General features: G+C 71.0%; 17 protein-coding genes. 4 read left to right on the top strand and 13 right to left on the bottom strand.

The genetic code is table 11. From position 1 onward, the window contains the following. Positions 1-319: 319 nt before the first annotated feature. From VFE05_12200 to VFE05_12155, 10 genes are all read right to left on the bottom strand, one after another. Positions 320-1,456 (bottom strand): IS110 family transposase, encoded by a 1,137-nt coding sequence (locus VFE05_12200; GenBank protein ID HET6230825.1) that lies wholly within the window; start codon positions 1,454-1,456, stop codon positions 320-322. A 375-nt stretch (positions 1,457-1,831) separates the two neighbouring features. Beyond that, positions 1,832-2,845: a PHB depolymerase family esterase gene (locus VFE05_12195; protein ID HET6230824.1), complete on the bottom strand. Its 1,014-nt coding sequence runs from the start codon at positions 2,843-2,845 to the stop codon at positions 1,832-1,834. 301 nt (positions 2,846-3,146) lie between these two features. Next, positions 3,147-5,660: a TonB-dependent receptor gene (locus VFE05_12190; protein HET6230823.1), complete on the bottom strand. Its 2,514-nt coding sequence runs from the start codon at positions 5,658-5,660 to the stop codon at positions 3,147-3,149. Between the two features lie 162 nt (positions 5,661-5,822). Further along, the gene (locus VFE05_12185; GenBank protein HET6230822.1) at positions 5,823-6,386 is read right to left on the bottom strand and encodes a MaoC family dehydratase; all 564 of its coding nucleotides are present in this window, start codon (positions 6,384-6,386) and stop codon (positions 5,823-5,825) included. Between the two features lie 239 nt (positions 6,387-6,625). Beyond that, the gene (locus VFE05_12180; protein ID HET6230821.1) at positions 6,626-8,119 is read right to left on the bottom strand and encodes a hypothetical protein; all 1,494 of its coding nucleotides are present in this window, start codon (positions 8,117-8,119) and stop codon (positions 6,626-6,628) included. Next, positions 8,116-8,751, bottom strand: coding sequence for a hypothetical protein (locus VFE05_12175; GenBank protein HET6230820.1), 636 nt, complete (start codon positions 8,749-8,751; stop codon positions 8,116-8,118). The genes VFE05_12180 and VFE05_12175 overlap by 4 nt, the downstream gene beginning before the upstream one ends. After that, entirely contained in the window at positions 8,748-10,559 is a 1,812-nt protein-coding gene (locus VFE05_12170; GenBank protein ID HET6230819.1) for an AMP-dependent synthetase/ligase, read from the bottom strand. The genes VFE05_12175 and VFE05_12170 overlap by 4 nt, the downstream gene beginning before the upstream one ends. Further along, positions 10,552-11,568: a ketoacyl-ACP synthase III gene (locus tag VFE05_12165; protein HET6230818.1), complete on the bottom strand. Its 1,017-nt coding sequence runs from the start codon at positions 11,566-11,568 to the stop codon at positions 10,552-10,554. The genes VFE05_12170 and VFE05_12165 overlap by 8 nt, the downstream gene beginning before the upstream one ends. After that, positions 11,568-12,608 carry a LacI family DNA-binding transcriptional regulator gene (locus VFE05_12160; protein HET6230817.1) on the bottom strand — a complete coding sequence of 347 codons (1,041 nt, stop codon included), beginning with the start codon at positions 12,606-12,608 and terminating at the stop codon, positions 11,568-11,570. The genes VFE05_12165 and VFE05_12160 overlap by 1 nt, the downstream gene beginning before the upstream one ends. A gap of 248 nt (positions 12,609-12,856) precedes the next feature. Continuing rightward, positions 12,857-14,062 (bottom strand): MFS transporter, encoded by a 1,206-nt coding sequence (locus tag VFE05_12155; GenBank protein ID HET6230816.1) that lies wholly within the window; start codon positions 14,060-14,062, stop codon positions 12,857-12,859. A 265-nt stretch (positions 14,063-14,327) separates the two neighbouring features. Here VFE05_12155 and VFE05_12150 point away from each other — a divergent pair, with 265 nt between their 5' ends. Beyond that, positions 14,328-15,062, top strand: coding sequence for an SIMPL domain-containing protein (locus VFE05_12150; protein HET6230815.1), 735 nt, complete (start codon positions 14,328-14,330; stop codon positions 15,060-15,062). Positions 15,063-15,530: 468 nt separating this feature from the next. Here VFE05_12150 and VFE05_12145 read toward each other — a convergent pair whose 3' ends face one another. Together VFE05_12145 and VFE05_12140 are read right to left on the bottom strand one after the other, a co-directional pair. Continuing rightward, positions 15,531-16,931, bottom strand: a complete 1,401-nt coding sequence (locus tag VFE05_12145; protein ID HET6230814.1) for a RagB/SusD family nutrient uptake outer membrane protein — start codon at positions 16,929-16,931, stop codon at positions 15,531-15,533. Between the two features lie 38 nt (positions 16,932-16,969). After that, a complete protein-coding gene (locus tag VFE05_12140) occupies positions 16,970-19,960 on the bottom strand; it encodes a SusC/RagA family TonB-linked outer membrane protein (protein HET6230813.1) in 2,991 nt (996 codons plus the stop codon). Between the two features lie 743 nt (positions 19,961-20,703). Between VFE05_12140 and VFE05_12135 the strand changes: the two genes are divergently transcribed. Together VFE05_12135 and VFE05_12130 are read left to right on the top strand one after the other, a co-directional pair. Next, on the top strand, positions 20,704-21,435 hold the full coding sequence (locus tag VFE05_12135) for an ATP-binding cassette domain-containing protein (protein HET6230812.1): 732 nt from the start codon (positions 20,704-20,706) through the stop codon (positions 21,433-21,435). Beyond that, entirely contained in the window at positions 21,432-23,186 is a 1,755-nt protein-coding gene (locus VFE05_12130) for a glycine betaine ABC transporter substrate-binding protein (protein ID HET6230811.1), read from the top strand. The genes VFE05_12135 and VFE05_12130 overlap by 4 nt, the downstream gene beginning before the upstream one ends. A 154-nt stretch (positions 23,187-23,340) precedes the next feature. Here VFE05_12130 and VFE05_12125 read toward each other — a convergent pair whose 3' ends face one another. Then, complete coding sequence (locus tag VFE05_12125; protein ID HET6230810.1) at positions 23,341-24,168, bottom strand: L,D-transpeptidase; 828 nt, start codon at positions 24,166-24,168, stop codon at positions 23,341-23,343. 330 nt (positions 24,169-24,498) lie between these two features. Between VFE05_12125 and VFE05_12120 the strand changes: the two genes are divergently transcribed. Further along, positions 24,499-25,182, top strand: a complete 684-nt coding sequence (locus tag VFE05_12120) for a lytic transglycosylase domain-containing protein (GenBank protein HET6230809.1) — start codon at positions 24,499-24,501, stop codon at positions 25,180-25,182. Positions 25,183-25,749 lie beyond the last annotated feature (567 nt).

Raw genomic sequence — 25,749 nt, 5'->3', positions numbered from 1 at the left:
GGGACTGCGAAGTCCAGAGCCTGACTATGCCGAGAGGGTGGGCTGACGAGGCTGCTTCGACGATGGATCCTCCTGATATACGCCGGTTAGGTCTCGCGACCCAGAGCGGCAAGAGAATAATCCACCTGGAGCAGGCTCGTTCTACACAGCGTGAGTTCGGTCCGTGAGGACCTTATCACATAGGGGTGACGGGCATCCTCCGGTCGTGCCTCGCCAGCCCTCCTCTCGTTCCCTCTTCCGTCTTCCCGCGGTCCTGTTCCCGTTCCCGTGTTCCCGTGTTCCCGTGTTCCCGTGTTCCCGTGTGCCCGTGTGCCCGTGTTCAGGCAGCCTGCGCGATCGGACTCGCCTCGGCCGCGTGCGGCGGCTCTATCTCACGCATCACCGCCCAGAGGAAGCCGGTCAGCTCGCGTGCGACCGCCACGACGGCCACGCCGTGCCCTCGTCGCAGCGAGAGCTTGCGGTAGAGCTTGTGCAGCCGATGCTGAGCTTTCCACGCGTGCGCCACCACGTCCGCCGGCTGTCCCGCCTGTCGTCTCTTCAGCACGTCGGAGCACGCGGGTGGGTACTGGTACGCCCACGCCGCTTGGATCAGCACGTGCCGGCAGTGCGCGTTGCCGGCCTTGGTGATCGCGCCGCGCCGCTGCCGTGCGCCCGAAGAATCCTCCGAAGGTACCAGCCCCAGGTAGCTGCTCAGCTTCTCCGCCGAGTCGAAGCGCCGGAAGTCTCCGACTTCGCTGGAGAGCACCATCGCTCCATGTGTCTGGATACCGCGGAAGCAGCGCAGCCTTCCTACTGCCTCCGTGTACGCCGGCCGCAGCGCCACCTCCTCGATCACCCGGTCCAGCTCTTCGCGCCGCGCGATCTTGTACTCCAGCAGCCCCATGTACTCCTGCAGCACCAGCCGGTCCTCCACCGACTCCATCTCCTTCAGCACCGTGCGCAGCCACGCCCAATGCTTCTTCGTCCACCGGCTGCCCTCCCGGTACACCCGCCCACGCCGCGCCAGGAACTTCGTCACCTCGTGCCGAGACATCAGGATCTCCTTCTGGAAGCGCTCCCGGCACCGCACCACGTCGCGCACCCGCTCCTCCGCCTCGCTCGGGATCCGCACCCTCACCAGCTCTCCGGACCGCAGATGCCTCGCCAGCTCCCGTGCATCGTACCGGTCGTGCTTGCGCCGGTGACCGGCACGCTGAGGGATCAGCGAGGGCGCGATCACCTCGCACGAGTACCCCCAGCTCTGCATCCACCGCTGAAGCACGTACCCCCCTCCGCTCGCCTCGTAGCACGCCCGAATCTCTCCCTGCACCGACCACCGCTCCACGAACCGCCGCAGCTTCTTCGGCTCGTTCGCCACCCGCACCTCCTCACGCGGCTTCTCCTCCATCCCCACCAGCACCGCAATCACCAGCTGCTCCTGGTGTGCGTCGATCCCAAGCCATACCTTCTCACTCATAGGGCTGGTCTCCTGCGCTTGCGACTCACCGTCGCATGTGGCTCTGGTATCCTGCGCTCCCTCGCGGATGCTAACCCACGTCGAGCCAGGGGCCCAGCCCTTCCATATTTTCTACGCGGCGGGAGTTCGGCGCGTGTCCTCGGGCGTCGCAGCGGCCTCGTTTGCGCTGGCGGGCCGGGTGCGAGTCGGATGCAATCTCGCTGCGGAACCGCGGAAGCACACGCAGGTGCTCCCCTACCGAAAAGTCAGCTGCATCGCGCATCATCGACGGGTGCGGGGAGCGCGTCCGCAGGACGACCGCAGTTCGAAGCCGGGCGTTTCATACGCCCGGCGGTGCGTCGGCGGGCGAATTTTTCCTCCGCGCCTCGTCTCTCGTCAGAAGCCGAAGAAGCTGACGAGGAGGGAGGAGGCGTCGGGGCCGCAGGGGTCGGTGTAGCTGCCGGAGGTGCTGCCGCCGGACCAGGCGTGGCCCATGCCGCTCACCAGGTACTTCCGCACGACCACGGCGCCGGTCGCGGAGTTGTTGTAGTCGTAGCGCGTGTAGCCGCGGCAGCTGGTGCCGCTCGCGGTAATGTCGGCGGTCGCATCGACGTTGCCGTTGTCGGCGCCGTCGGTGGTGAGGTCGGCCGTCTGCGTCCACTGCGAGGTGATCTGCGATGCGTTCACCGGGTTCACGGCCAGGTCGCCCGTGCCCTGGAAGATCAGGACGGGGATGGTGCGCCGGTTCGCGCCCATGCGGCTGTAGCAGTCGGTGCCCTCGGCCACGGGGTCGTAGATGCTGCCGTACAGCATGGCGTTCACGCCGCCGGTGGCCGTTGTCGCCGCGCCGTACATCATCCCGGCGGAGGTGGCGGCCTTGCGCACCTTGTCCGGGTAGGTGCACGCCATGATGCTGCTCATCGCCGCCCCGGCCGAGATGCCTGCGGCGCCCACCCGGGCGGCGTCCACGTTGTAGCCCGCCTTCACCTGGTCGATCATCCCGGAGATGATGCTCGGCTCGCCGCTGCCGCGCACCTGGTTGGCGATGTAGAACCAGTTCCAGCACGAGCCGCCGTTCGCGAACACCGACTGCTGCGGGTAGAGCACCAGAAATCCGCGCGACTCCGCCCAACTGTTCATGCGCGTGCCCGCCGCGAAGTCGCTCGCGGTCTGCGAGCAGCCATGCAGCATCACCATCAGCGGGACGGCCGTGGCGCCCGTGTACGACGACGGCACGTAGAGCTGGTACGAGCGCGATCCGTATGCGTTGGTGTAGCTGCCGTAGTTCCATCCGCCCGCGACGGCGCGGCGGGCGGGCGTGCCGGCCACCGGCGCGGTGGGCGCATCGGCGCAGGCGGCGGCGAGGGAGAGGAGCGACAGGACTGCGATGCGGCGGGCGGTGCTCATCATCTGCCTCCATCACGGTGAAGGGAAGAGCTGGAGATACCACGTCTGCGGGCGCCCCCTCCCGCTCGCTTAGGCTCGCACCCTCGCAAGCGGGAGAGGGTTGGGCTCCCTCGCGCGTCCCCAGCTTCACGGTTGCTGCACCGTCTGTGAGCCGTTGCCGTTAGTCCCCGCAGGGGGACTTTGCGCCGTCGTTGCCGCGACTTCAGTCGCCACTCCCGACGCGCCCGTGAGATGGATGGACGCCCGTCATCCCAAGAAAATATGGGGAGCGCCGGCGGTCAGGCCGGCGCTCCCGGTGGTCGTGCTACCGCGTCTGGAACTGGAGGCCCAGGAAGACCATGGTGCCGATCTCGGGCATGTTGATCATCTCCGCGTGCTTCTTGTTGAAGCCGCACGAGCGGCTCTCGGAGATGGGGTGCGCGTTGGTGGGGTCGCTGGTGCGGCGCGGATCGCCCACCGGCAGGCTGCTGGCGTACGTGAAGCTGCCGGTGCAGCCGAACAGGTTGCTCACGCCCAGGTTGAGCAGCGAGTTGTAGCGCGGCACCCGGTAGCCCAGGTTCAGGTCCACCGTGCTGAAGTTGGAGATGCGGCCCATGTTGATGCCGGAGCGGAAGTAGTACCCGCCCACGTGGCGCAGCGAGGCGCCGGCCAACAGGGTGCCCAGCGGCGTCGCCAGGTCGTTCACGTTGGTGCCCACCGTCCACTTGGTGGCCGGCGCGTTCAGCGCGGTGGCCTCTTCACGCCCCGCCGGCACCTCCACGTGCTGGAGGTCCACCAGCGACAGCGTGCCCTTGAAGCTCACGCGCGGGTTGAGGACGTAGTTCACGCCGCCGTCCACACCGCGCAGCTGCGCGTCGCCCAGGTTGTAGTAGATGAGCGTGACCGGGGCGATGCCGGCCTGGTTGAGGATCTTGTTGCCGTCCGCGTCGTAGGCGAAGGTCGCCGTGGCGCCGGTGAACGGGTTGGAGATCACCACCAGCGGGCTCATGAAGTGCTCGTAGCTGGAGCGGTACGCCGCCACGTCCAGGAACAGGCGGTTGTGCACCACGCCCTTGTAGCCCAGCTCCCACGTCTGGTTGCGCTCCGGCTGCAGCGGCTCGTAGGTGCTGACCACGGTGCCCGCCGCGTTCTTCACCGTGAAGCCGCGCGTGTTGCCGTAGATGGAGATGACGGGCGTCCAGTCCGGGATGAAGAAGTTGGTCTGGAGGATGGTGGGCGACTTGAAGGCGCGGTTGTACGTGGCCCGCAGCGCCTGGCCAGGGGCCGGCTTGAACACCAGGCCCGCCTTGGGGCTGAACTGGCGGTCGTAGTTCTGGTGGTCGTCCAGCCGCCCGGCCAGCACCACGTCCAGCCAGGGCATCACCGGCGTGGTGGTCTGCGCGTACGCGCCCAGCTGGCGGATGCTCACGTCCTCGCCCGTCTGCCGGTCGCTCAGCCACTGGCGGTCGCTGCTCACCCGGTCCAGCCGGTACTGGCCGCCCCACACCACCGCGGTGTTGCGCAGCGCGCGGATGCGGAAGTTGTTCTGCGCCTCGGCTGCGTACAGGCGGCCGTTGCTGGGCCAGTCCGACAGCATGCGCAGCGAGTCTGCCGAGAGGGTCGGGTTGCTGGCCTGCGCCGCCGCGTAGCGGTTGAGCGCGAACGACTTGCCCGACGTGCTCTGCGTGCGGTACGCGTTGATGAAGAAGTGCGGGGTCGAGAACTTGGCCTGGCCGAAGTTGTAGTGCCAGTCGGTGAGCTGGTTGCGGCCCACGTTGGTCTGGCCCACGCCGTTGGTGCTGCTCAGGCCGCCGGACACCTCCAGCCGGTTCTCGCCGCGGTAGTACACGCCGCTCGCCGTGCCGCGCGCCACCCGGCTGCGCCAGTCGATCGGGTTCTTGAGCCCGTCCTCGCGCAGCACCACCGGCGTGCCGCCCACCGAGTTGGTGTAGCTGAGGATGTTGCTCCAGTCGTTCGCGCCCTGGAACTCGCCGCTGGCCTTGAAGCCGAAGCTGCCCGCCGTGCCGGCGTAGCGCGCCTGCACGTCCTTGTACTGCCGCGAGCCGCCGCTCGCCTCGACCGTGAGGCCGGGGAACTCGCGCGGGTCCTTGCTCTGCAGCGCGATCACGCCGTTCGACGCGTCGGCGCCGTACAGGGCCGAGCCGGGGCCCACCAGCACCTCGATGCCGGACAGGTCCACCTTGGGCGTCGCGGTGAGCTGGCCCACCGGCAGCCCGTTCTCGGGCAGCACGGCCACGCGGCCGTCTTCCAGCATGAGCATGCGGTTGTTGAACGAGCTGTTGAAGCCGCGTGCGTTCACCGCCACGCTGGTCACGCCCGTCTGGATGAAGTCCAGCCCCTTCACCTCCTTGAGCGCCCCCGCGAACGAGTTGCCCACCACGTTGTCCAGCACGTCGGTGCCGATGCGCGTGATGGTGGCCGGCGCGTCCGTAAGCCGCTCCGCGCGCCGCGAGGCGGAGACCACGATGCCGTTCAGCTCGATGGGCGCCTCCTCCAGCTTCAGCGCCACCAGCGACGCCTCGGTGGTGCCCACCACGACCTGCGTGTCGGGGCCGCGGTAGCCGCTGCGGAAGGCGCGCAGCTGGTACGTGCCCGGCGCCACGCCGGTGATGGTGAAGGCGCCCAGCGAGCTGGTGACGGCGCTGTGGCGCGTGCCCACCACGCTCACCACCGCGCCGGAGATGGCGCGGCCCTCGGGCCCGGCCAGCGTGCCGCGGATGGTGCCGCCGCCCTGGGCCAGGGCCAGCGACGGGGCCAGCGCCAGCAGCGCGGCCATCAGGATTGCGCGCCAGGAGACGCGCGGGATGCAGCGGGTCATGACAGGACCTCACGGGTTGTGGGGCGAATGCGCCGCCGGGAGAGGGCGTGCGCGGTTGGGCACTGCTTCGCGGCGGGCTCTGGGGCCGCCGCCGGACCGCTCTCGGTCTTTCTGCTCGCTACGGGGGTGCGCGCTCCCCGCGTGCGTGGCCGCGGCGGGCGCTCACGCCGGCTCCGCGGGAACCATCACCAGCGCCTCGCCGTCCAGCAGCGTCTCGCCGCGCTGGTTGGTGCAGGTCGTCTTCAGGCGCACGCGGCGCTTGGCGGCGATCACCTCGGCCACCTCCACCCGCGCCGTCACCGTGTCGCCGATGCGCACCGGGCGCACGAAGCGCAGGCTCTGCGACAGGTAGATGGTGCCGGGTCCCGGAAGCTTGGTCGCCAGCGCGGTGCTCACGTACGCGGCGGAAAGCATCCCGTGCGCGATGCGCCCGCCGAACGGCCCGCGCGCCGCCGCCTCCTCGTCCAGGTGCGCCGGGTTGCGGTCGCCGCTCACCTCCGCGAACGCCACGATGTCCGCATCGCCCACGGTCCGCGCGTACTCCGCCGCCATCCCCGCCTCCAGCGCCTCGAACGCCAGCGGCCCGTCTATCAGCCGCGCATCTGCCGAAGTGCCGTCGGCGGATGGCTTCGCATCTCCAGAGGTGCCCGTCGAAGCCCTCGCATCCGCAGAGGCGCCGCCGTTCGCCGAAAGCCGCGCATCGGCCGAGATGTTTCGGTTTATCAAGGGCCGCGCATCTGCTGAGAGATTCGCATCTCCAGACGGCCGAGCATCTGCCGGGAGATGTGCATCTGCCGATGGACGCGCATTGATCGAAGGCCGTGCATCTACCGAAAGCCGAGCATCTGCCGGGAGATGCGCATCTACCGATTGCCCGCCGTTGGACGAATGCGATGCATCTACCGGCTGCTGGATGAGTTCCGGCGGTCGAACGTCGATGCTGGGCGTATCGAGCGTGGGCATCGTCAGACCTCCATGACGAGGCGGACGTCGGCGTCGATGGCGGCGCCGGTGCCCTCGCGGGTGAGCCACGAGACGCCGAAGAAAACCAGGATGGAGAGCACCAGCGAGAGGCCGCTCACGGTGACGCCGGTGGGCAGCTTGTAGAGCTTGAGGTAGCCCAGCGTCTCGCACACGAGCGTGAGCACCAGGCCCGTGCCGATGCTGGCGATGGCGCCCTGCCGGGTGGCGCCCTTCCAGTTGAGGCCCACGGCCAGCGCCGGCACCAGTGTGGACGCGAACAGGCCCCAGCCGAAGATGCCCAAGAACGCCACCATCGATCCCGACACCTGCGCCAGCAGCGCCGCCGCCACCGCGATCACGGCGGTGGAGATGCGGCCGCGCATCAGCTCGTTCTTCGGCGTCAGTCCCAGCGCGATGGGCAGGTCGTGCGTGACCACCGCCGCGCCGATGTTGATGAACGAGTTGACGGCGCTCATCGTCGCCGCCGCCACGCCGGAGAAGACCACGGCGGCGAGGAGCACGGGCGTGAAGTGCAGCAGGAAGGTGGGCGTCGCCTCGTCCGGCGCGCCCAGCGGGGCCAGCGCGCCGCGGGCCACCAGCGACTTCACGCCCACGCCCACGCCGAAGTACAGCAGCAGCACCAGGATGAGGCCCAGCGTCTTGAGCAGCGGATACCACTTGAGCTGCAGCGGGTCGCGCAGCATGTAGTACTTGTGGATGCCCTGCGGCTGCCCCAGCGAGCCCACCGCGAAGACGAAGAAGAACGACAGCGCGGCCAGCGGCGTCGCCTTCCCCCACGGCCCCAGGAACGTGGGATCGTTCGCCAGGATGTGCGTGGAGATGCCGCCCAGCCCGCCGCCCACACGCAGCACGAAGAGGAAGACGAGGACGGAGGCGAGCGCCATCAGCAGGCCCTGGAACACGTCCACGTAGATGCCGGCCAGGATGCCGCCCCCCACCGAGTACGCCAGCGTCACCCCCATCCCGATCCAGATCCCCGGCTTGATGCCCACGCCGAACAGCGCGTCGATCACCACGCCCATGGCCAGCGCGTTGGTCGCCATGTAGCCGATGATGCCGATGAGCATCGCCAGCCCCGCCAGCCCCTGCGCCGCCGGCGACCGGTAGCGCGCCCCGATGGCGTCCGGCACGGTGATCAGGCCGCGCGCCTCGCCCAGCAGCCGCATGCGCTTCGCCAGCACCCATGCGCCCAGCACGTTGGTCACCGACGCGGGCAGGACGATGAACATCGCGCCCAGCCCCATGGTGTAGATGAGCCCCGGCCCGCCGATGAACGCGAAGCCCGACACCGCCGTCGACACCGACGCGACGGTGAGCGCGACGAGGCCGATGCCGTGGCCGGCGACGAAGAAGTCCTTGGCCGTCTTCGTCTTGCGGCTCGCCCACACGCTGATGGCGACCACCACCGCGAAGTACGCCAGCGCCACCGCCACGATGGCGGGCTGCGTCCCCTGCACCATGGGCGCGGCGGTCACGGCGCCACCTCGTCGCCCGCGACCCGTACCAGCACGGGCTCATGTTCGGTAGATGCGGGAACGCCCACGCGCTTCCTCTCGGCAGACATGTGTTCGGGAGATGCAGACTCGGGAGATGCGGACACGGCCGATTCGGACTCGCCCGATGCCTTCTCGGCCGATGCGGAGCCGTCGGGTGCGAGGCCCTGGCTGCGGCGCCACGCTTCGCCGGCCTCGCGGACGCGCACCAGGTCTTCGGGGTCGAGCGTCTGGTCACGGAAGGTGAGGGCGTACGCCACGGGCAGGATCACGATGGGCAGCAGGCCGATGCCGTATAGGATGATCGCGGCGCGCAGCGGCAGGCCCAGGTACAGCGGCGACCCCGCGCCCTCGTCCGCCGGCAGCGCCAGGGCGAGCGCGAAGCCGACAGCGAGCATCAGCCCCACGAGCGCGAACGGCCACGCGAGCCGGCCCACGCCCTGCCCGCCGCGCGACGCGCCGATCACCATCAGCCCCACGAGCATCACGGGCATCCCCATCGCCAGGCCCCACGGCGCCCACGACGCCGCGCCGCCGGGCAGGAAGGCCGACGCGTACGATGCCGCGATGAGCAGGGCGGCCAGGACGATCGCCGCCAGTGCAGTGCGCTTCATGGCCTGGTGAGGTAGAGGGCTTCCAGGCGGTCGCGGTGCTTCTCGGCGACCACGGGCCTGCGGATCTTCAGCGTGGGGGTCAGCTCGTCCTCGTCTGCCGAGAGGTCGCGGTCCAGCAGCGCGAAGCGGCGCACGCGCTCGGGGTTGGAGAGGCCGGCGTTCACCTCGTCCACCGCGGCCTGCACGCGGCCCACCACCTCGGGGTGCTCCACCAGCTCGTCCCATCCCGCGTCTACCCCGGCGTCGCGGGCCCACGCCTCCACCTCGCCGCGCCGCAGGCAGACCAGCGCGGAGATGAAGCGCCGCCCCTCTCCGAACAGCACCGCGCGTCCGATCCACGGGTGCTCCGCCAGGCGCGACTCGATGGGCAGCGGCGCCACCTTCTTGCCGCCGGAGAGGGCGATCAGCTCCTTCTTCCGCCCCGTAACGCGCAGCATCCCCCGCCCGTCCACCTCGCCCACGTCGCCCGTCAGCAGCCACTCGCCGTCTGCCGAGAACGCCGCCGCCGTCTCCTCCGGCCGCCCGCGGTAGCCGGCGAACGTCAGCGGCCCGCGCCGCACCAGCACCTCGCCGTCCGGCGCGATGCTCAGCTCGGTGCCCGGCATGGGCGGCCCCGCGGCATCCAGCGAGTACGCGTCCGGCCGGTTGAAGGCGACGCACAGGTGCTCGGAGAGGCCGTAGGCGCCCAGCACCGGGAAGGCGAGCGCATCCAGGTACTCGCTCACCTCGCGGGGCAGCGCGGAGCCGCCGGACGTGGCCCTGCGCACCCGCCCGCCGAAGAGTGCCCGGGCGCGGGCGAACACCGGCCCGCCCGTCTGCCTCCACTCCGCCTCCAGCTCCGCGGGCACGCTCTCCCCCGCCTCGCGCAGGCGGGAGACGCGGCGGCCCAGCTCCACCGTGCGGTCCCAGCGCGCGCGCTCGTCGCCCGCCGCCGCGTCCTGCTCCACCCGCAACGCCTCGTACGCCTTCTCGAAGAAGCGCGGCAGCCCGCCGAACACCGTGGGCGAGAAGGCGCGCACCGCCTGCCACACGCGGGCATGGTCCTCCACCAGCCCCGCCTCCATCCCGCACACGATGCGCGTGTACAGCCCGAAGATGCGCTCCGCCGCGTGGCAGAAGGGGAGGAAGGAGAGCGACGTGTCGCGCTCGTCCAGCCCCAGCGTGCCCTGGATGGACAGCGCGGAATCGAGGATGTAGCGGTGCGGGATCATCGCCCCCTTGGGCTCGCCCGTGCTACCGGAGGTGTAGATGAGCATCGCCACGTCGTCCGCACGCGCGGCGGCGATGCGGCGGTCCACCTCCGCGGCCACGTCGCGCCCGCGGCTCAGCGCCCGCGCCCCGCGCGCCAGCCACTCGTCCCACCCCACGGCTTTTGCGGTGGATGCCCGCACGTCCGGACAGACGACCGTTCGAAGCCCGGGCACGCTGCGCTGCACGTCCGCCAGCTTCTCCGCCTGCTCCGCCGTGTCGGCCACCGCCAGCGACGCCCCGCAGTCCTCCACGATCCCGCGGATCTGCTGCGCCGGACTCGTGGGGTAGAGGCCGACGCTCACTCCGCCCGCCATCACGATCCCCAGGTCCGCGATGGGCCACAGCGTCCGGTTGCCGGCGAGGACGGCGACGCTCTCGCCCGGCCGGTGGCCCGCGCTCACCAGCGCCGCGGCGAACCGGCGCGACGCATCTGCCCACTCGCGCCAGCTCAGCGTCTCGTCGCGCGCGGCGCCGCCGGAGGCCAGGACGTGCAGCGCCGGACGGTCGCCGTAGCGCGCCGCGCGCTCCAGGAAGACGGAGACGACGGTCTCAGACACGCTCGGCCTCCCGCTCGCGCGTCCACCGCAGCGCCACGCACCCCATCGCCAGCCCGGCGCCCGATCCGGTGAGCACCAGCAGGTCGCCCCGGGAGATGCGGCCCGCGCGCACGGCGTCGTCCAGCGCCATCGGCAGGCACGCCGAGCCGGTGTATCCCCACTTGTCCATCACCGTGTGCGCCTTCTCCATCGGCTCCCCCAGCCTGTCCATCACCACCTCGATCGTGGACCGGTTCACCTGCGTCCAAAGCCAGAGATCGACATCTGCCGTCTTCCGGCCGATCCGCGAGAGGACGGAGCGGACAATGCGCGGCCATCCCTCCTCGTTCACCTCCTTCGGGTACTTCTCCACGAAGCGCAGGCGGTTGCGGTAGCCCTGGCGCAGCACGTCCTCGGTCACCGGCTCGGCCGTCCCGCCCGCAAACACACCCATGCCGTGCGACAGGCTGCCGTCCGCGAACAGCTCCGATGCGAGGATCCCTTCCGCGTCCGACGCTTCGAGCACGACCGCCCCCGCTCCGTCCGCGAAGATGGTCGCCGTCTTCTTGTCCGCGTAGTCCACGAACTTGCTCATCGCGTAGACGGCCACGACGAGCACGCGCTCGTACCGCTCGTCCGCCCGGACGTACTTCCACGCCACGTCCAGCGCCGTCGCGAACCCCGAGCAGGCGCTGTTCAGGTCGAACGTGCCCGCCCCGCGCCGCAGCCCCAGCCGGCCGTGGAGGACGGACGAGGTGGCGGGCGAGACGTACTCCGGCGTGTCGGTAGATACGATGAGCAGGTCGATCTCCTCCGGCCCTAGCCCCGCGTCGGCCATCGCGCGGCGGGCCGCCTCCTCCGCCAGGTCCGCCGCGGACTCGTCGGGCGCGCACACGCGGCGCTCGCGGATGCCCAGCGTGCCGCTCACGAACGCGTCCACGTCCTCGCCCAGCATGGCCGAGAGGTCCGCGTTGGTGAGCACGCGGGCGGGCACGAACGAGCCGGTTCCGGTGATGGTGGCGTGGCGCATCAGCTCTTGGGCTCCGTCGTGCCGCGGGGCGGGGCGGTGGTGCCGCGCGCCACCAGGCGCACGGGCAGGGCTCGGGCGGGGCGGACCGCCTCTTCCGGCTTGTCGAGCTGGCGAAGGAGGAGACGCGCGGCGCGGGCACCCAGCTCGCGGGCGGGCACGGCAACCGTGGTCAGCTCCGGCGTGACCACCCGCGCCATCTCGATGTCGTCGCAGCCCACGATGCTCATCTCCGAAGGCACCTTCACGCCGGCCGCGAGACAGGCCTTGAGCGCGCCGAGCGCAAGCAGGTCGTTCGCGCAGAACACCGCCGTCGGGCGTTTGGGGAGGGCGAGGAGGCTCCGCATGGCCGTCTGCCCCGCGGCGATGGACGGCGACGCGCGCCGCAGCCGCTCGGTCGTCATCGTCACCCCCGCCTGCCGCAGCGCCGTCACGAACCCGCGCTCGCGCATCCGGAACGAGTGGACGTCCGTCGCGGGGCCGACGAAGGCGAAGTCCCGGTGGCCCAGCGCCAGCAGGTGCTCCGCGGCCAGCCGCCCCGCGCCCGTGGCGTCGCTCGCCACCCCCGGCCACCGCTCCGACGGCTCGTCTACGAGAACCACCTTCAGCTCCGTCAGCTCGTCGGCCGCGATAGAGGCGGCGGCGACCGCGTCCACGATCAGCCCGTCGATCTGCCGCGCCCGCAGCGCGTCCAGGTGCCGCTCCGGCGACTGCTCGCGGGCGTCGCACAACAGGACCGCGTAGCCCGCCTCCGCCGCCACGCGCTGGATGCCGCCCACCACGTCCAGGAAGAACGGGTTCGACAGCTCCGGGATCACCACGCCGATGGCGTACGACCGGCCGCGCGCCAGGCTGCGGGCCACGATGTTGGCGCGGTAGCCCAGCTCCGCGGCCGCGCGCACCACCCGCTCTCGGGTCGCCGCCGCCACCCGGGCTTTCGCGTTCCCACCCAGCACGAGCGAGACGGTCGCCTGCGAGACTCCCGCGCGGGCGGCCACGTCGTGCGTGGTGACGGAACGGGAGAGCGAGGAGCGCGGCGTCATCCGGGATGGTCGGATTTTGCTAATACGTATTGGCGAGTGTCTAGTTAATACGTATTGGCAAACTCCCTGTCAAGAGTTTCGTTGTGGACACCGCTACGCATGGATCTTCGGGAGACGTGGACCGGCGGGCGAGGAACGGACGTGACTGCGGTCGCATTTAGGAGATGCGAGGCGCGGCGTCGATGAGGAAACAGCAGTGCGGATGGGCGGAGGGTTCGGCGGATGCGCGGCAGTCAGTCAGCGGCCCGTCAGCTCTCCCCAGTCCTCCCGCCGATGAGATGCGCGGCGAGCGCTACGCCGGCCATGCCCGCGCCGAGGGCGCAGACGCCCGGCCAGCCGAAGTGCGTCCACGCGGCGGCGCCGAGGAGGGAACCGAGCGCGCCGCCCACGAAGTAGCTGACCATGTACACGGTGTTCAGCCGGCTGTGCAGCTCGGCGGGCAGGCTGTAGACGCGCGCCTGGTTGGAGATGTGGGTGCCCTGCACGCCCAGGTCGAGCAGGACGATGCCCGCGATCAGCCCCGCCAGCGACGTGCGGAAGGCGAACATCAGCACGAACGACGCGGCGAGCGTCGCCAGCCCGTAGCCCACCACGCGCCGCGGCCCCGTGCGGTCCGCCAGCCGCCCCGCCGCGGAGGCAGCCAGCGCCCCCGCCACGCCCACGAGTCCAAAGGCGCCGATCGTTCCCGGCCCGTAGCTCCACGGCGCCGCGCTGAGGTGGAACGTGAGCGCGGTCCAGAAGGCGCTGAACGCGGCGAACGCCATCCCGCCCGCCAGCGCCGCCTCGCGCAGCAAGGGGTAGCGCACGACCAGCGGGGGGATGCTGCGCAGCACGTCCACGTAGCGCACGCGCTCGCCCGCAGGCGCGCGGGGGAGGAACGAGGCGACGCTCGCCGCCAGCACCAGCATGGCCGCCGCCGCGCCGCCGAACACCACGCGCCACCCGTACGCCGAGCCCACCGCGCCGGCCACGGTGCGCGCCAGCAGGATGCCGGTGATGAGCCCCGTCATCACCAGGCCCACCGTCTTGCCGCGGCGCTCCGGGGGCGTGAGCGCCGCGGCGAACGGCACCGCGATCTGCGGCCCCACGCCCGTGAGGCCGATGGCGAAGCTGAGCGCCGCCAGCGCCCCCAGCGACGGCGCCATGGCCGCCAGCCCTAACGCCACCGCGACCGCTACGAGCGTGGCGAGCAGGAGGCGGCGCCGCTCCAGCACGTCGCCCAGCGGCACGATCAGCAGCAGCCCCGTCGCGTAGCCTGCCTGCGTGAGCGTGGGGATGGCACCCGCCTCGCCCGCCGTGCGGTGGAAGCTGCGCGCGATGGCGTCCAGCAGCGGCTGGTTGTAGTACAGGCTGGCGACCGTCACGCCCGTCGTGATCGTCAGCGCCCACAGCCCCGACGGCGTAAGCTGGTGTGCGGCTTCGCTCTGCGCGCCCGTCGTCGGCTGGATCTGCATCCCCGGTCCGTCCGTTCTCCAGTGATTTCCCCCCGCATCCGCCGCGGGGATAGTAATTCCGGACCCGCACCCCACGCGAACGGCGAGTAGGGCGTCGGCGTCGATCCTCCGCGTGCGCATCTACCGGAACGTCGAGGCGGAACGACGCGCCGATCTCAGTATCTGCCGAAATGCCGTTCTTCTCTGCGGCGGGCGCGGTACGTACATTGGCGATGCGGCCCCACCGCGACGCCCCGCCCGCATCCCACCCACATCGACACGTCTCATGTCCGAACGCTTTCCCCAGCTCTTCTGGGGCATGGTCGCGCTGGCCCTCGGGCTGGTGCTCTCCGCGCTGCTCGCGGCCGGCGCCATCCGCAACATCAAGCGCGCCAACGACGAGATCGCCGTCACCGGCTCGGCCAAGCGGCCCATCCGCGCGGACTTCATCGTCTGGAAGCTGAGCGTGACCGCGCAGGCGCCGGTGGTGCAGGACGCCTACCGCGAGCTGAGCGGCAGCTCGCAGCAGATCCGCGCGTTCCTCAAGGCGAGCGGCATGGCCGATTCGCTCGTCACCATCGACCCGGTGGAGACGCTGCGGCAGAACCGGATGCTGGTGAACGGCACCGAGACGGGCGACCTGGCGGGCTACAAGCTCACGCAGCGCTTCACCGTGCGCTCTGCGGATGTGCGCGGCGTCACCGCGCTCTCGCAGCGCGCGAACGAGCTGATCAACGCGGGCGTGCCGCTGGTCTCCCCCGCGCCGGAGTACCTGTACACGCACCTCGACCAGGTGCGCACGCAGATGCTCGCCGAGGCCACGCGCGACGCCAAGCTGCGCGCCGAAGCCATCGCCAAGAGCGTGGGCAGCGAGATCGGTGCGGTGCGGAGCGCCAAGATGGGCGTCTTCCAGATCACCCCGCGCAACTCCACCGAGGTGAGCGACTACGGCATCAACGACACCAGCTCGCTGGAGAAGGACATCACCGCCGTCGTCCGCGTCTCCTTCGCCGTGAAGTAGCCGAACCCCTTGTTGCCCTTGCAGTTGTAGGGGTGCGATTCATCGCATCCGGAATCCCCCCGCAGCGAACCGCCGCGCATCGCCGTACATCATCCCGCCTTCGCCACAGCATCGGCAGGCGATTCGGGAGATGCACGGCGATGTGGTTTGATGCGTCGTTCGGAGGTCGGGAGATGTCAGGCAAGCCCTCATCGACCCGTTGAACGGCGGGGGATCGGCGGATGTTCGTCCGTTGCGGACGCGATCGGGCGGACGGGGAGCGAGGCATCTTCGGCATCCCCCGATCAACCGCAGTTCTGCGCGGCGGAGAGTTTTCGGGCGCGATGAATCGCAGCCCCTACATTAGGATGATCATCGCGGGGGCCGTGAACGGAGGCCGAGGCGGGGAGGTCGGAGCGCATCGGACGGAAAAGCAGCAGGGGGCACCCTTTCGGGCGCCCCCTGCTGTTCATCTACCGAACGGCTGGCTCAGTGGGCCGAGCAGCCGGGGGTCCCGGCCGGGCGCTGGAGGCACTCGGCGAAGGGGATGGGGAAGTACTCCGCGATCTTGTCGCCGGTGCGCGGATAGCCGTCCAGCGAGCTCAGCAGCCCGAAGCGGCGCAGGTCCATCCAGCGGAACCCGCCCTCATACAGCAGCGAGTACCGGCGCTCGTACAGCAGCGCGGACTGGAAGTTGGCCGCCGTCAGGTCCGCGCGCGCCGCCAGGCCGCCCGAGTTGACGCGGACGAAGTTGAGGTCGGCGATGGCCTCGGGCAGGTGCCCCGTCTTCCACTGCGCCTCGGCCCGCAGCAGGATCAGCTCCTCGTTGCGGACGATGGGGATGGGCGACGACGTGCCGCCCGTGCCGTAGAAGGGGCTCTGGTTGTACATCCGGAAGATCAGGTTGCTGCTGATCCCCAGGAACGAGCGCGTGGCGCCGCCCGCGCGGTTGCCCACCTTGATCACGTAGCGGGCGTCGAGGGCGCCGCCGGGCTGCGTCTGCGCCTCGTCGCGCACGCGGACGTCGGCCGCCTGCGGCGACGCGCTGGTGAGCGAGTTGGGAAGGTCGCCCGCGCCGCCGGAGAAGTTGTAGTACGCGCCGGCGTTGATCGAGGCGCGGTCGGTGCCCGCCGTGCTGATGAACGAGCCCCCCAGGTCGGTGAGCGCCGCCGCGTAGTTGCCCTGGAACACGTCCACGCGGGCGCGGATGGCGCGGTTCACCTTGCGCACGCCCGCGGGGTTCGCCAGCCCGAACTGCGAGAAGCCGCTGGGCAGCGCGAACGAGAAGCCGGTCCCGGCGTTGCCCAGGTGGACGTAGCCGTCGTCGAGCAGCTTGTAGATGCGGGTGAACAGCGCCGCGCGGTCGGCCAGCGGCCCCGGGGTGTCGGTGGGGCCCACCGGGATCTCCACCGGCGCGCGCTCGCGGGTGTTCGCCACCGCCAGCAGGTCGATGGCCTGGATGGTGTTCACGAACCCGCGGATGCCCTCCTTCTGCGCGGCCGACAGGTCGTCGTTGGCCGGCAGCTTGTCGAGCGCGGCGATCAGCGTCTCGCCCGTGCGGATGGAGTGGTAGCGGCCGCTCCACAGGCCGCCGCCGGCGAAGCTGGACGGGTCCATGCTCCCCTGCACCAGCTCGGTGATGTAGCGCGACTCGTTGGTGTCCAGGTAGTACGCCTCGCGGCCCAGGATGCCGGTGTAGCGCACGTAGTTGGCCGCGTCCTGGCGGCTGGCGTCCAGCATGCCGGTGGTCGTGGCGTTCACCAGGCCCGTGCTGGGGTGGTCCTGCAGGTCGCCCTGAAGGGGCTCGTTGTAGTCGGGCACCGTCAGGTCGCTGCACGCCCCGACCCAGAGCGCGCCGGCCAGCAGCGGCAGGCAGAGGATTCGCTTCATGGCGCTTCGCCTTGCGAGAAGGTGGTTGTGTCTCATGGTCAGAACCCGACGTTGAAGGCGAGCCAGAAGGTGCGGCTCGGCGGGAACGGCGTCACGTCCTGGTTACGGCCGGCGGTCACGTTGCCGAAGTTGCTCACCTCCGGGTCGTAGCCGCTGTAGCCCGTCCAGGTCTTCAGGTTGCGCCCCGACAGCGAGATCTGGGCGTTGCTCACGCGGCTGCCCAGCCAGCGGGCCGGCACCTCGTAGCTCACCGACACCTCGCGCAGCTTCACGAAGCTGGCGTCCTCCACGTAGACCGGGCGGTTGTTCGGGTTGCCGAACCAGAACAGGCGCTCCTCGCCCGACAGGCAGTCCGCCCCGCACTTCTCGAAGTCGCGCGGCGTGGTGACGCCCGAGGGCATCAAGAAGTCCGGCGAGGTGCCCGAGCCGTCGAAGTAGTTACGCGTCAGGTTCACCACCTTGCCGCCGTGGCTCCAGTCCAGCAGCGTCGACAGCGAGAAGCGGCGGAGCTTGAAGTCGTTGTTGAAGCCCATCTGGAAGTCCGGCTCCGACTCGCCGATGGGGCGCACGATGAAGGCGCCCGTGGCGTCGCGGCCGAAGTTGGCGAACACCGTGGTGGGCGAGAAGCCCTTGCGGATGCGGTAGCTGCCGAACGAGTTGCCGAACGAGTTGCCGGCGCTGAACTCCTCCACCGGCAGCTCCACGATCTTCACGCGGTTGCGCGAGAAGGTGTTGTTCGTCACCCACTGGAAGGAGCCGCGGCGCAGCGGCGTGGCCTGGATCGAGGCCTCGATGCCGTTGCTGCTCAGCTTGCCGCCGTTGAAGTACTCGGTGAAGTAGCCGCTGGACGGCGCCAGCACCCGCGACAGCAGCAGGTCGGTGATGTTGCGGTGGTACGCCGTGAAGGTGAGCAGCGCGCGCTCGCCGAGGAGCGTAGCGTCGAAGCCGCCCTCGATCTCGGTGGTGCGCTCCGGGTGCAGGTCCAGCGCCCCGATGGTGTTCAGCGTGCCGAACGAGACCGTGGGGATGTTCTCGATGTTGGTCAGGTTGAGCGCCGTGAACTTCTGGCCGTACAGCGGCTCGTTGCCGGCGGAGCCGTAGGCCGCGCGCAGCTTGAGCTGGTCCAGGAAGGAGTACGAGCCCGGCAGCGTGAAGGCGCCGTTGACCTTGGGGTAGAAGAAGTACTTCTCGGTGTCGGAGTTGTTGCTGCTGCGGTCAGCCCGCAGGCCGCCGGTGAGCGACAGGTGCTCGTCGAACATCAGCAGCTCCTCCTGCGCGTAGCCGCCGAAGTCCTTCACCTGCTCGTGCCGCCCGAACGTCTGCTGCGCCGCGCCGAAGTACGGCAGGTCCAGGTCGCCCAGCAGGTTGCGGCCCGTGACCTGGCCGCGGTGCAGGTCGCTGCCCTGGTACTGCACGCCCACCGACGTGGTCGCGCTGAACGAGCCGCTCCTGGGCGTGAACGCGTGCACCAGGTTCAGGTTCGACGTCAGGTTCAGGTTGTTGCCGCCGCCCGAGACCGCCGTGCCCGGCGTGGTGCCGAAGGGCTGGAGCTGGATGGTGGGCGGAAAGTACAGCCGGTTGTCCTGCGTGAAGTAGTCGGCGCCGCCGATGCCCACGAACTTCAGGCTGTGCGCGCCGCGGTTCAGCAGGTCCACCGTCAGGTTCAGCGACCCGATCGCGCGCCACACGTCCTCGTCGTTCGTGGACAGGCTGGACGTCTCCAGCGGGTTGCTGTCGGTGAACGGGTTGCGCGGGTACACGCCGTTGACCGGCTTGAAGCTGAAGAAGTTGGGCGTGGCCGAGATGGCCGCCACGTAGCTGGCCTGCGTGTTGTCGTTGCCGGTGATGCCGCGCGCCGCCACCGAGTGCAGCAGGCTGCTCCCCACGTTCAGGTGGATGCGCGACGACAGCGCCTGGTTCAGGTGCAGCGCCAGGCTCTGCTTCTCGTAGCCGGTGTTGGCCGCGATGCCCTGGTCGTTCATCAGCAGGCCGGAGATGTAGTACTGCGTGCCCTCGTTGCCGCCGCTCACGCTCAGCGTGGTCTCGCGCTGCGGGGCGCGGCGCCCGAAGACCTGCTTCTCCAGGTCGTACGTGTGCTTGGGCGATCCGTCCGGGTTGAAGTACGTGGAGGCGTTCGCCGCCGTCACGTACCCGAAGTCGATGGCCTCGGCGGCCGTCCAGTCACGCGCGCCGATCTCGTTCGACAGCTCCGCGAAGCCCACGCGCTGCGACAGGCTGAAGCGGGGCCGGCCCGCCTGCCCGCGCTTGGTGGTGATGACCACCACGCCCGCCGAGGCGCGCGAGCCGTAGATGGCCGCCGCCGAAGCACCCTTGAGGATCTCGATGTTCTCGATGTCGTTCGGGTTCAGGTCGGCGATGCGGTTCACCGTCTGGTCCTGCACCGACGAGTTCACGCCCGCCGTGGTGTTGGCGCGCGAGATGGCGTTCTGGCCGCCGGGGATGGCCACGTCGCTGATCACCACGCCGTCCACCACGTACAGCGGCGTCGCGTTCCCGGTGATGGAGCTGGCGCCGCGGATGCGGATCTGCACGCCGCCGCCGGGCGCGCCCGAGTTGGAGCGGATGGTGGCACCCGCCACCTTCCCCTGGAGCGCCCGGTCGATGGTCTGCGCCGGGACGCGCTGGAGCTCGCGCGCGCCCACCACCGCCACGTCGTTGGCCACGTTCTGCCGCGCGACCGCGGTCGCCTGGCCGGTGACGACCAGGGCCTGCAGGTTCAGCACGTCCTCGATCAGGCTGAAGTTCGCCGTGGCCTGCGTGGCCGGGACGTTGATCTCGGCCACCTTGTAGCCCACCGAGCGGACGCGGAGCCGCACGTCGCCCGCCGGCACCGAGATGCTGTACCCGCCGCGCACGTCGGTGCGCACTCCCAGGTTCGACGCGGCGATGGCCACGAACGCGCCGGACAGCCCCCGTCCGTTGGCGCCCGTCACCGTGCCCGTGATCTGCCTCTGCTGCGCTGCCGCGGCGGCGGGGCCGCACAGCAGGCACAGGGCCGCAAGGCCCAACAACATTCTTCTCAACATCGCGCTTCCTCCCATCGATCGGTTTGCAAGGGTTCCCACATGGACTGCGGGTGGTTCGCGGGCGGGGTCTCCTGTGGTGGCGGGTGGAGGTGCCCGTGGCCGGCGGGCACCGGCCGGAAAGGCCGTCGGCGCGTGGCGGACGGCGGGGGACTGCACGGGCGGCGCTGGCCGCGGAACTGCCTGGGGACGCGCTATGCGGGAAAGACTACCGGGAAGCTGGGAGCTTGGCGTGTGGGATCGCGGCGTGGCCGCGGCCTGCTCGGTGCCGGTGCACGGGGCGCTGTGGGGTGGGACCGGTCTGCGGGAGGCGAGATGCACGTTATTACGATCCAGCGCCAAGCGCAACGATGAAGCGTGCCTCGCCCGCGGCATGCCGCAGGACGGTCATTACAAGGGAACCCATTGATGCCATATCTGTTTACGCGCATCCTCCGGGCGGGGAAGGTGATACGTATGCGTGCGCCCATGCGTAACGCAAAGAACGCAATGGAAGGACGGAGAAGATGCGCTCGGGCTGAGCCGGGTATCAGGGGCTCGGAACGCGTGGCCGGTGCTACGTCCGGCCGTCGTCGGAGGACGGCGCCTCGGATCGGTCGGCCGTGGCGGGCGGAGGGCGCCGCGAGGTGCTGGCGGAGGAACGGCGGGCGGGCGATGTTGAGCCGTGGCCGTCCCGCCGCTCATCTCCCCTACCCCGGACTCCATCTCCCGTGAACGGCTCGCGCCCAGTGGCTCTGGAAGCAGTGGACGTGGTGAAGCGCTTCGGCGCGGCGGCGGCGCTGGACGGCGTGTCGCTGCGCGTGGAGGCGGGGGAGTGCGTGGCGCTGGTGGGCGAGAGCGGGTCCGGCAAGAGCACGCTGCTGCGCTGCTTCAACCGCATGACCGATCCGGACGCCGGCTCCGTGCTGGTGGAGGGCGCGGACGCGGCGGGGCTGGACGCGGTGGAGCTGCGGCGGCGCGTGGGCTACGTGCCGCAGGACGGCGGGCTGCTGCCGCACTGGCGCGTGCTGCGCAACGTGGCGCTCGTCCCCTGGCTGCGCGGCGACACCGCGGCGGATTCGCTCGCGATGCAGGCGCTGGAGCGCGTGGGGCTGGCGGCGGAGACGTTCGGCGGGCGGTGGCCTCGCGAGCTCTCGGGCGGGCAGCGGCAGCGGGTGGCGATCGCCCGGGCGCTGGCGGGCAGCCCGTCCATCGTGCTGCTGGACGAGCCGTTCGGGGCGCTCGACGCCATCACCCGCGCGGAGCTTCAGGACGGGTTCCGGGAATTGCAGCGCGGCCTGGCAGTGACGACCGTGCTCGTCACGCACGACCTGCATGAGGCGGTGCTGCTGGCGGACCGCATCGCCGTGTTGCGCCGCGGGCGCATCGAGCAGGTGGCGGACCCGCGCACGCTCCTCTCCGCGCCCGCAACCGCATACGTGCGCGAGCTGCTGGCCCGCGCCCGCGTGGAGGCCGCATGACTCGCATCTTCCGCCTCGCCCTCGCCCGCCTGCGCATCCGCACCCAGCCCGCGCATCCGCGAGGCACGCCGGGTCCGCTCGCGACGCCCGCCGTGCATCTCCCGAATCGTCAAGCGACGAGCGTCCGTTCCGCATCGGCCCGACTCGGGTGGACGTGGATGCTGGCGCTCGCGGCGGTGCTCGGCTTCGGGACGGGAGATGCGGCGCGCGCGCAGACGGCGGACGCCACGACGCCGGCGGACGCACGGAAGAGCTCGGCGCGCCCGGTGGTGGTCGCGTCGAAGCCGTTCGCGGAGTCTTACCTGCTGGCGGAGATGTTCGCGCAGGTGCTGGAGGCGCGGGGAATCCCGGTGGAACGGCGGCTGGGGCTGGGCGCGACGGAGATCGCATTCGGCGCGGTGCGCACCGGCGCGGTGGACGTGTACCCGGAGTACACGGGTACGGGGCTGCTCGCCATCCTCGGTGAGAAGCCGTCGGCCGATCCGCGCGCTGTCTATGGACGCGTGGCGCGGGAGTTCAGGCGCCGGTGGGGCGTGCGGTGGCTGCCGCCGCTGGGCTTCCAGAACACGTACGCCATCGCCGTGCGCAAGGAGACGGCGCGGCGGCTGGGGCTGCGCACGCTGAGCGACCTGGGGCGCAACGGGCCGAGCATCGTGGCGGGGCTAACTCCGGACTTCATCGGGCGGGAGGACGGGCTGCCGGGCCTGTCCCGCGCGTACGGCTTCCATCCGCGCGAGGTGCGGCCGCTGGTGCAGGCGGTGAAGTACCCCGCGCTGGCCGCCGGCCGCGTGGACGTGATCGACGGCTACAGCACCGACGGCTTCATCGCCCGGTACGACCTGGTGGTGCTGGAGGACGACCGCGCGTTCTTCCCGCCGTACGAGGCCGCCGCCGTCGTAAGCCGCCGCCTCTCCGACGAGAACCCCGCCGCCATAGCCGCGCTGACCGAGCTGAGCGGCCGGCTGGACGAGACGCGGATGCGGGAGATGAACCGCCGCGTGGAGGTGGACGGCGAGGAGGTGCCCCGCGTGGCCGCCGCCGCCCTGCGCGACCTGGGCCTCGTGGGCGCGACCCCGTCCGCCTCGGCGGGTGCGCAGACGGGGACGGACGGCGGCACGTCGCTCGGCGCGTACCTGTGGGCCAAGCGCGGCGAGCTGCTCGCGCTGACGCTACGCCACCTGCTGCTCGTCGCCGTCTCCCTCGCGGCGGCGGTGGCGGTCGCAGTGCCGCTGGGCGTAGCGCTCGAACGCGCCCGCCCCGGCGCGGCCGAGGGCACCATCCGCGGCGTGGGCGTGCTCCAGACCATCCCCGGCATCGCCCTGCTGGCGTTCATGATCCCGCTTCTGGGCATCGGCGTGGCGCCGGCGCTGGTGGCGCTCTTCCTCTACTCGCTGTATCCCATCGTCCGCAACACGTACAGCGGGGTGAGGGATGCGGGGCCCGAGGCGGTGGCCGCGGCGCACGCGCTGGGCATGGCGCCGCGCCAGGTGCTGCGCCACGTGCGGCTTCCGCTCGCCGCGCCCGCCATCATGGCCGGCATCCGCACCGCCGCCGTGATCGACGTGGGCACGGCGACGCTCGCCGCGTTCATCGGCGCCGGCGGGCTGGGCGATCCCATCGTCGCAGGCCTCGCGCTGGGCGACACGCGGATGATCCTCTCCGGCGCCATCCCCGCCGCCCTCCTCGCCCTCGCCGTCGACGCCATCCTCGCCCTTGCCGAGCGCCGCGTCACCCCCGGCGGCCTCCGCTGACGCATCGGCCGACGAACGAGGGCGGATGATGCTTCGGGAATCGATGGAGGTCGATGCGGAATCGGAGAATGCAGAGCGAGCGGGAAAGACGAGCGGGGCGGCAGATGATCTGCCGCCCCGCTGTCGTTTCTCGGCGGATGAGTTGCCGGTGCGCTTACCGCGGGAGCACGGCGTCGGCCGTCTGGGCTGGCGCGGCCGTGACGGGCACGGTGGCGACGGCGATGACGGCGGCCGGCTGCGGAAGCTGGCGCGGGATGCGAACTGCGGAGGCCGGGGCGCGGGACAGATTCACGGCGGCGAGCTCGGGCGCGGTATCGGCGCCGGCGGCGCGGAGGTCGGCGGCCACGCGGGCTGCGTAGCCGGGCTTCGCCACGCCGTACACGTCCGGGTGCAGCGTCACCGAGTCCGCATCCACCTCCGCCAGGCGGTACTCGATGCGCACGTGCACGCGGCCGGCCAGGCTCAGCTCGCGGGTGTTGCGCGGGTTCGCGGCGAGCGTGCGGGCCGTCGCCTCGGCAGAGGGGCCGCCGTCGGCACGCATCACCATCTCCGCCAGCTCCATCACGTCACGGTTGCGCATGCGGATGCAGCCGTGCGAGGCCGGCGCGCCCAGGCGCCGCTCGTTGCCCGCGGGCGTGCCGTGCACGTAGTAGTCGCGGAACAGGTGAATCTTCACGCGGCCCATGGGGTTGGCCCAGCCGGGCGCCTTCCGCGTCTCCCTGCGCGCCCACTCCGCGTCGGGCGGCGTCCAGTCCGGGTTCCACACCATGCGGCGGATGGCGCCCTCGCCCTGCGGGGTGGCGTGCGCCGCGGTGCCTACCGACACCGGGTACGAGCGGACGCGCTGCCCGCCCTGCACCACGTCCAGCCGGCCGGCGGGGATGTTGACCACGATCTCCATCGGCCCCTGCCCCACAGCGGGCGCGGCGGCGAGCGTGGCGGCGATCAGCGAAGCGTGCGCGATGCGATTTATGCCCATCATGGGAATCGACCCGTGTCTCTCTCGTTGCGGGGCCGTCTCGGCGCTCCCGGACCTGCCGGGGCGCGCGGCCCGCTCGCGGCCGGGCGCCTGCCCCGGACCTCGTGGCAGGAAGTACGGTGGGCGCCGCGAAGCTGTTTCGGACTTCTCCAGGCCGATCGATCGACCTGGAGTTCCATCTTCCGAACACGTTGCGCTGCATCCGCTTGCCAGTGCTGGCGCATCCCGGGCGCCTCTCCGTGAGCGGTGCTCATTCTTGACTCGGGGCTTCCGCGGATGCAGTATGCCCCATTCGCACAACCGAAGGCGACCGGATCAACACGGAGGTTTTCGTTGAGAAATCCGATCCAGATGGTTTCGCGCGGGGCGGCCGCGCTGGCGCTCGTGGCGCTGGCGGCGGCGCCGAATACGGTGGCGGCGCAGGCGAACGACACCAGCCTGCGCGTGCCGGTAGTGGCAGCCACGCCGCTCACCCCCACGCCCTCGCCGGGGCGCGAGTTCTGGCGGCGGCTGCACGAGGAGGTGCGGCTCATCGGCAGCACCGACCTGCTGGAGTTCCGCTACGCCCGGCGCTACGGCATCTCGCCCGAGCTGTCGCGCAAGATCGAGCAGGCGGCGCGGGCCGAGGGGGTGGACCCGGAGCTGGGCTTCCGCATCGTTCGCGTGGAGAGCGGGTTCGACCCGCGGGCGCGCAGCCGCGGCGGGGCGCTGGGCCTCATGCAGCTCATGCCCGGCACGGCCCGCAGCATCGACCGCTCGCTGCGCAGCGCCGAGGCGGTGATGGAGCCCGGCAACAACCTGCGCGTGGGCTTCCGCTACCTGCGCAACCTGCTGGACATGTTCGACGGCGACGTGCGGCTGGCGGTGCTGGCGTACAACCGCGGCGAGGTGGCGGTGGCGCGGGCGGTGCGCCGCGGCGCGAACCCGGAGAACGGGTACTCGCGCCACGTGCTGGGCACCAACGGCTCCAACCCGTACTCCGGCCCCGGCCGCATCGCCAAGACCCCGCAGCGGTGAGATCCATGAGCGGCACCGGTATCGCTGTCGGGAGATACGGAACGGCGGGATAGTTCGGTAGATGGGCGAACGACGAGGGGCGTGCACCGGCTGGGTGCGCGCCCTCCGTCGTTTTTTCGTGTTGCATCTACCGAAAACGCGGGATGCCGGGAGCGTATCGCTGCGGAGAGGATGCCCCCTCCCCCGGCCCCTCCCCCGCAAGCGGGAGAGGGGAGAACTGCTTGCGGGGGCGAGTGTTAGGCTGGCTTTGACTACAGCGCGACGGATGATGAGCCGGCTGGGACGGTTGGGCGGTGGACGAGCCGCGTGTCACCTGCTGGGTGTCCAGCCGCGCTCTAGACTCTCCATCGTCCCCCATCAACCCTGCCCCGCCTCCACCTGCCGCCGCCGAACAAGACCTCCCCGCCATAATCGGGATCGACACAACCCTCACCGCCGCCGTGGACCAAGCTCCCCTCCCCCAGGCAGTTTTGGGGGAGGGGCTGGGGGAGGGGGCCTCCCGCCCGCCCACGAACCCTCACCCCGCGGGGTGAAGCACTTCGGCGGCCTTGGCGGCGAGGGTGGCGG

This window comes from Longimicrobiaceae bacterium, from assembly GCA_035696245.1.
Classification (GTDB): Bacteria; Gemmatimonadota; Gemmatimonadetes; order Longimicrobiales; family Longimicrobiaceae; genus DASRQW01.
This window is presented reverse-complemented; position numbering and strand designations above follow the sequence as displayed.

Coding starts and splice junctions, on each gene's coding strand:
- VFE05_12200 (HET6230825.1), bottom strand. CDS start 1,456: ATGAGTGAGAAGGTATGGCTTGGGATCGACGCACACCAGGAGCAGCTG.
- VFE05_12195 (HET6230824.1), bottom strand. CDS start 2,845: ATGATGAGCACCGCCCGCCGCATCGCAGTCCTGTCGCTCCTCTCCCTC.
- VFE05_12190 (HET6230823.1), bottom strand. CDS start 5,660: ATGACCCGCTGCATCCCGCGCGTCTCCTGGCGCGCAATCCTGATGGCC.
- VFE05_12175 (HET6230820.1), bottom strand. CDS start 8,751: ATGAAGCGCACTGCACTGGCGGCGATCGTCCTGGCCGCCCTGCTCATC.
- VFE05_12165 (HET6230818.1), bottom strand. CDS start 11,568: ATGCGCCACGCCACCATCACCGGAACCGGCTCGTTCGTGCCCGCCCGC.
- VFE05_12160 (HET6230817.1), bottom strand. CDS start 12,608: ATGACGCCGCGCTCCTCGCTCTCCCGTTCCGTCACCACGCACGACGTG.
- VFE05_12155 (HET6230816.1), bottom strand. CDS start 14,062: ATGCAGATCCAGCCGACGACGGGCGCGCAGAGCGAAGCCGCACACCAG.
- VFE05_12150 (HET6230815.1), top strand. CDS start 14,328: ATGTCCGAACGCTTTCCCCAGCTCTTCTGGGGCATGGTCGCGCTGGCC.
- VFE05_12145 (HET6230814.1), bottom strand. CDS start 16,931: ATGAAGCGAATCCTCTGCCTGCCGCTGCTGGCCGGCGCGCTCTGGGTC.
- VFE05_12130 (HET6230811.1), top strand. CDS start 21,432: ATGACTCGCATCTTCCGCCTCGCCCTCGCCCGCCTGCGCATCCGCACC.
- VFE05_12125 (HET6230810.1), bottom strand. CDS start 24,168: ATGATGGGCATAAATCGCATCGCGCACGCTTCGCTGATCGCCGCCACG.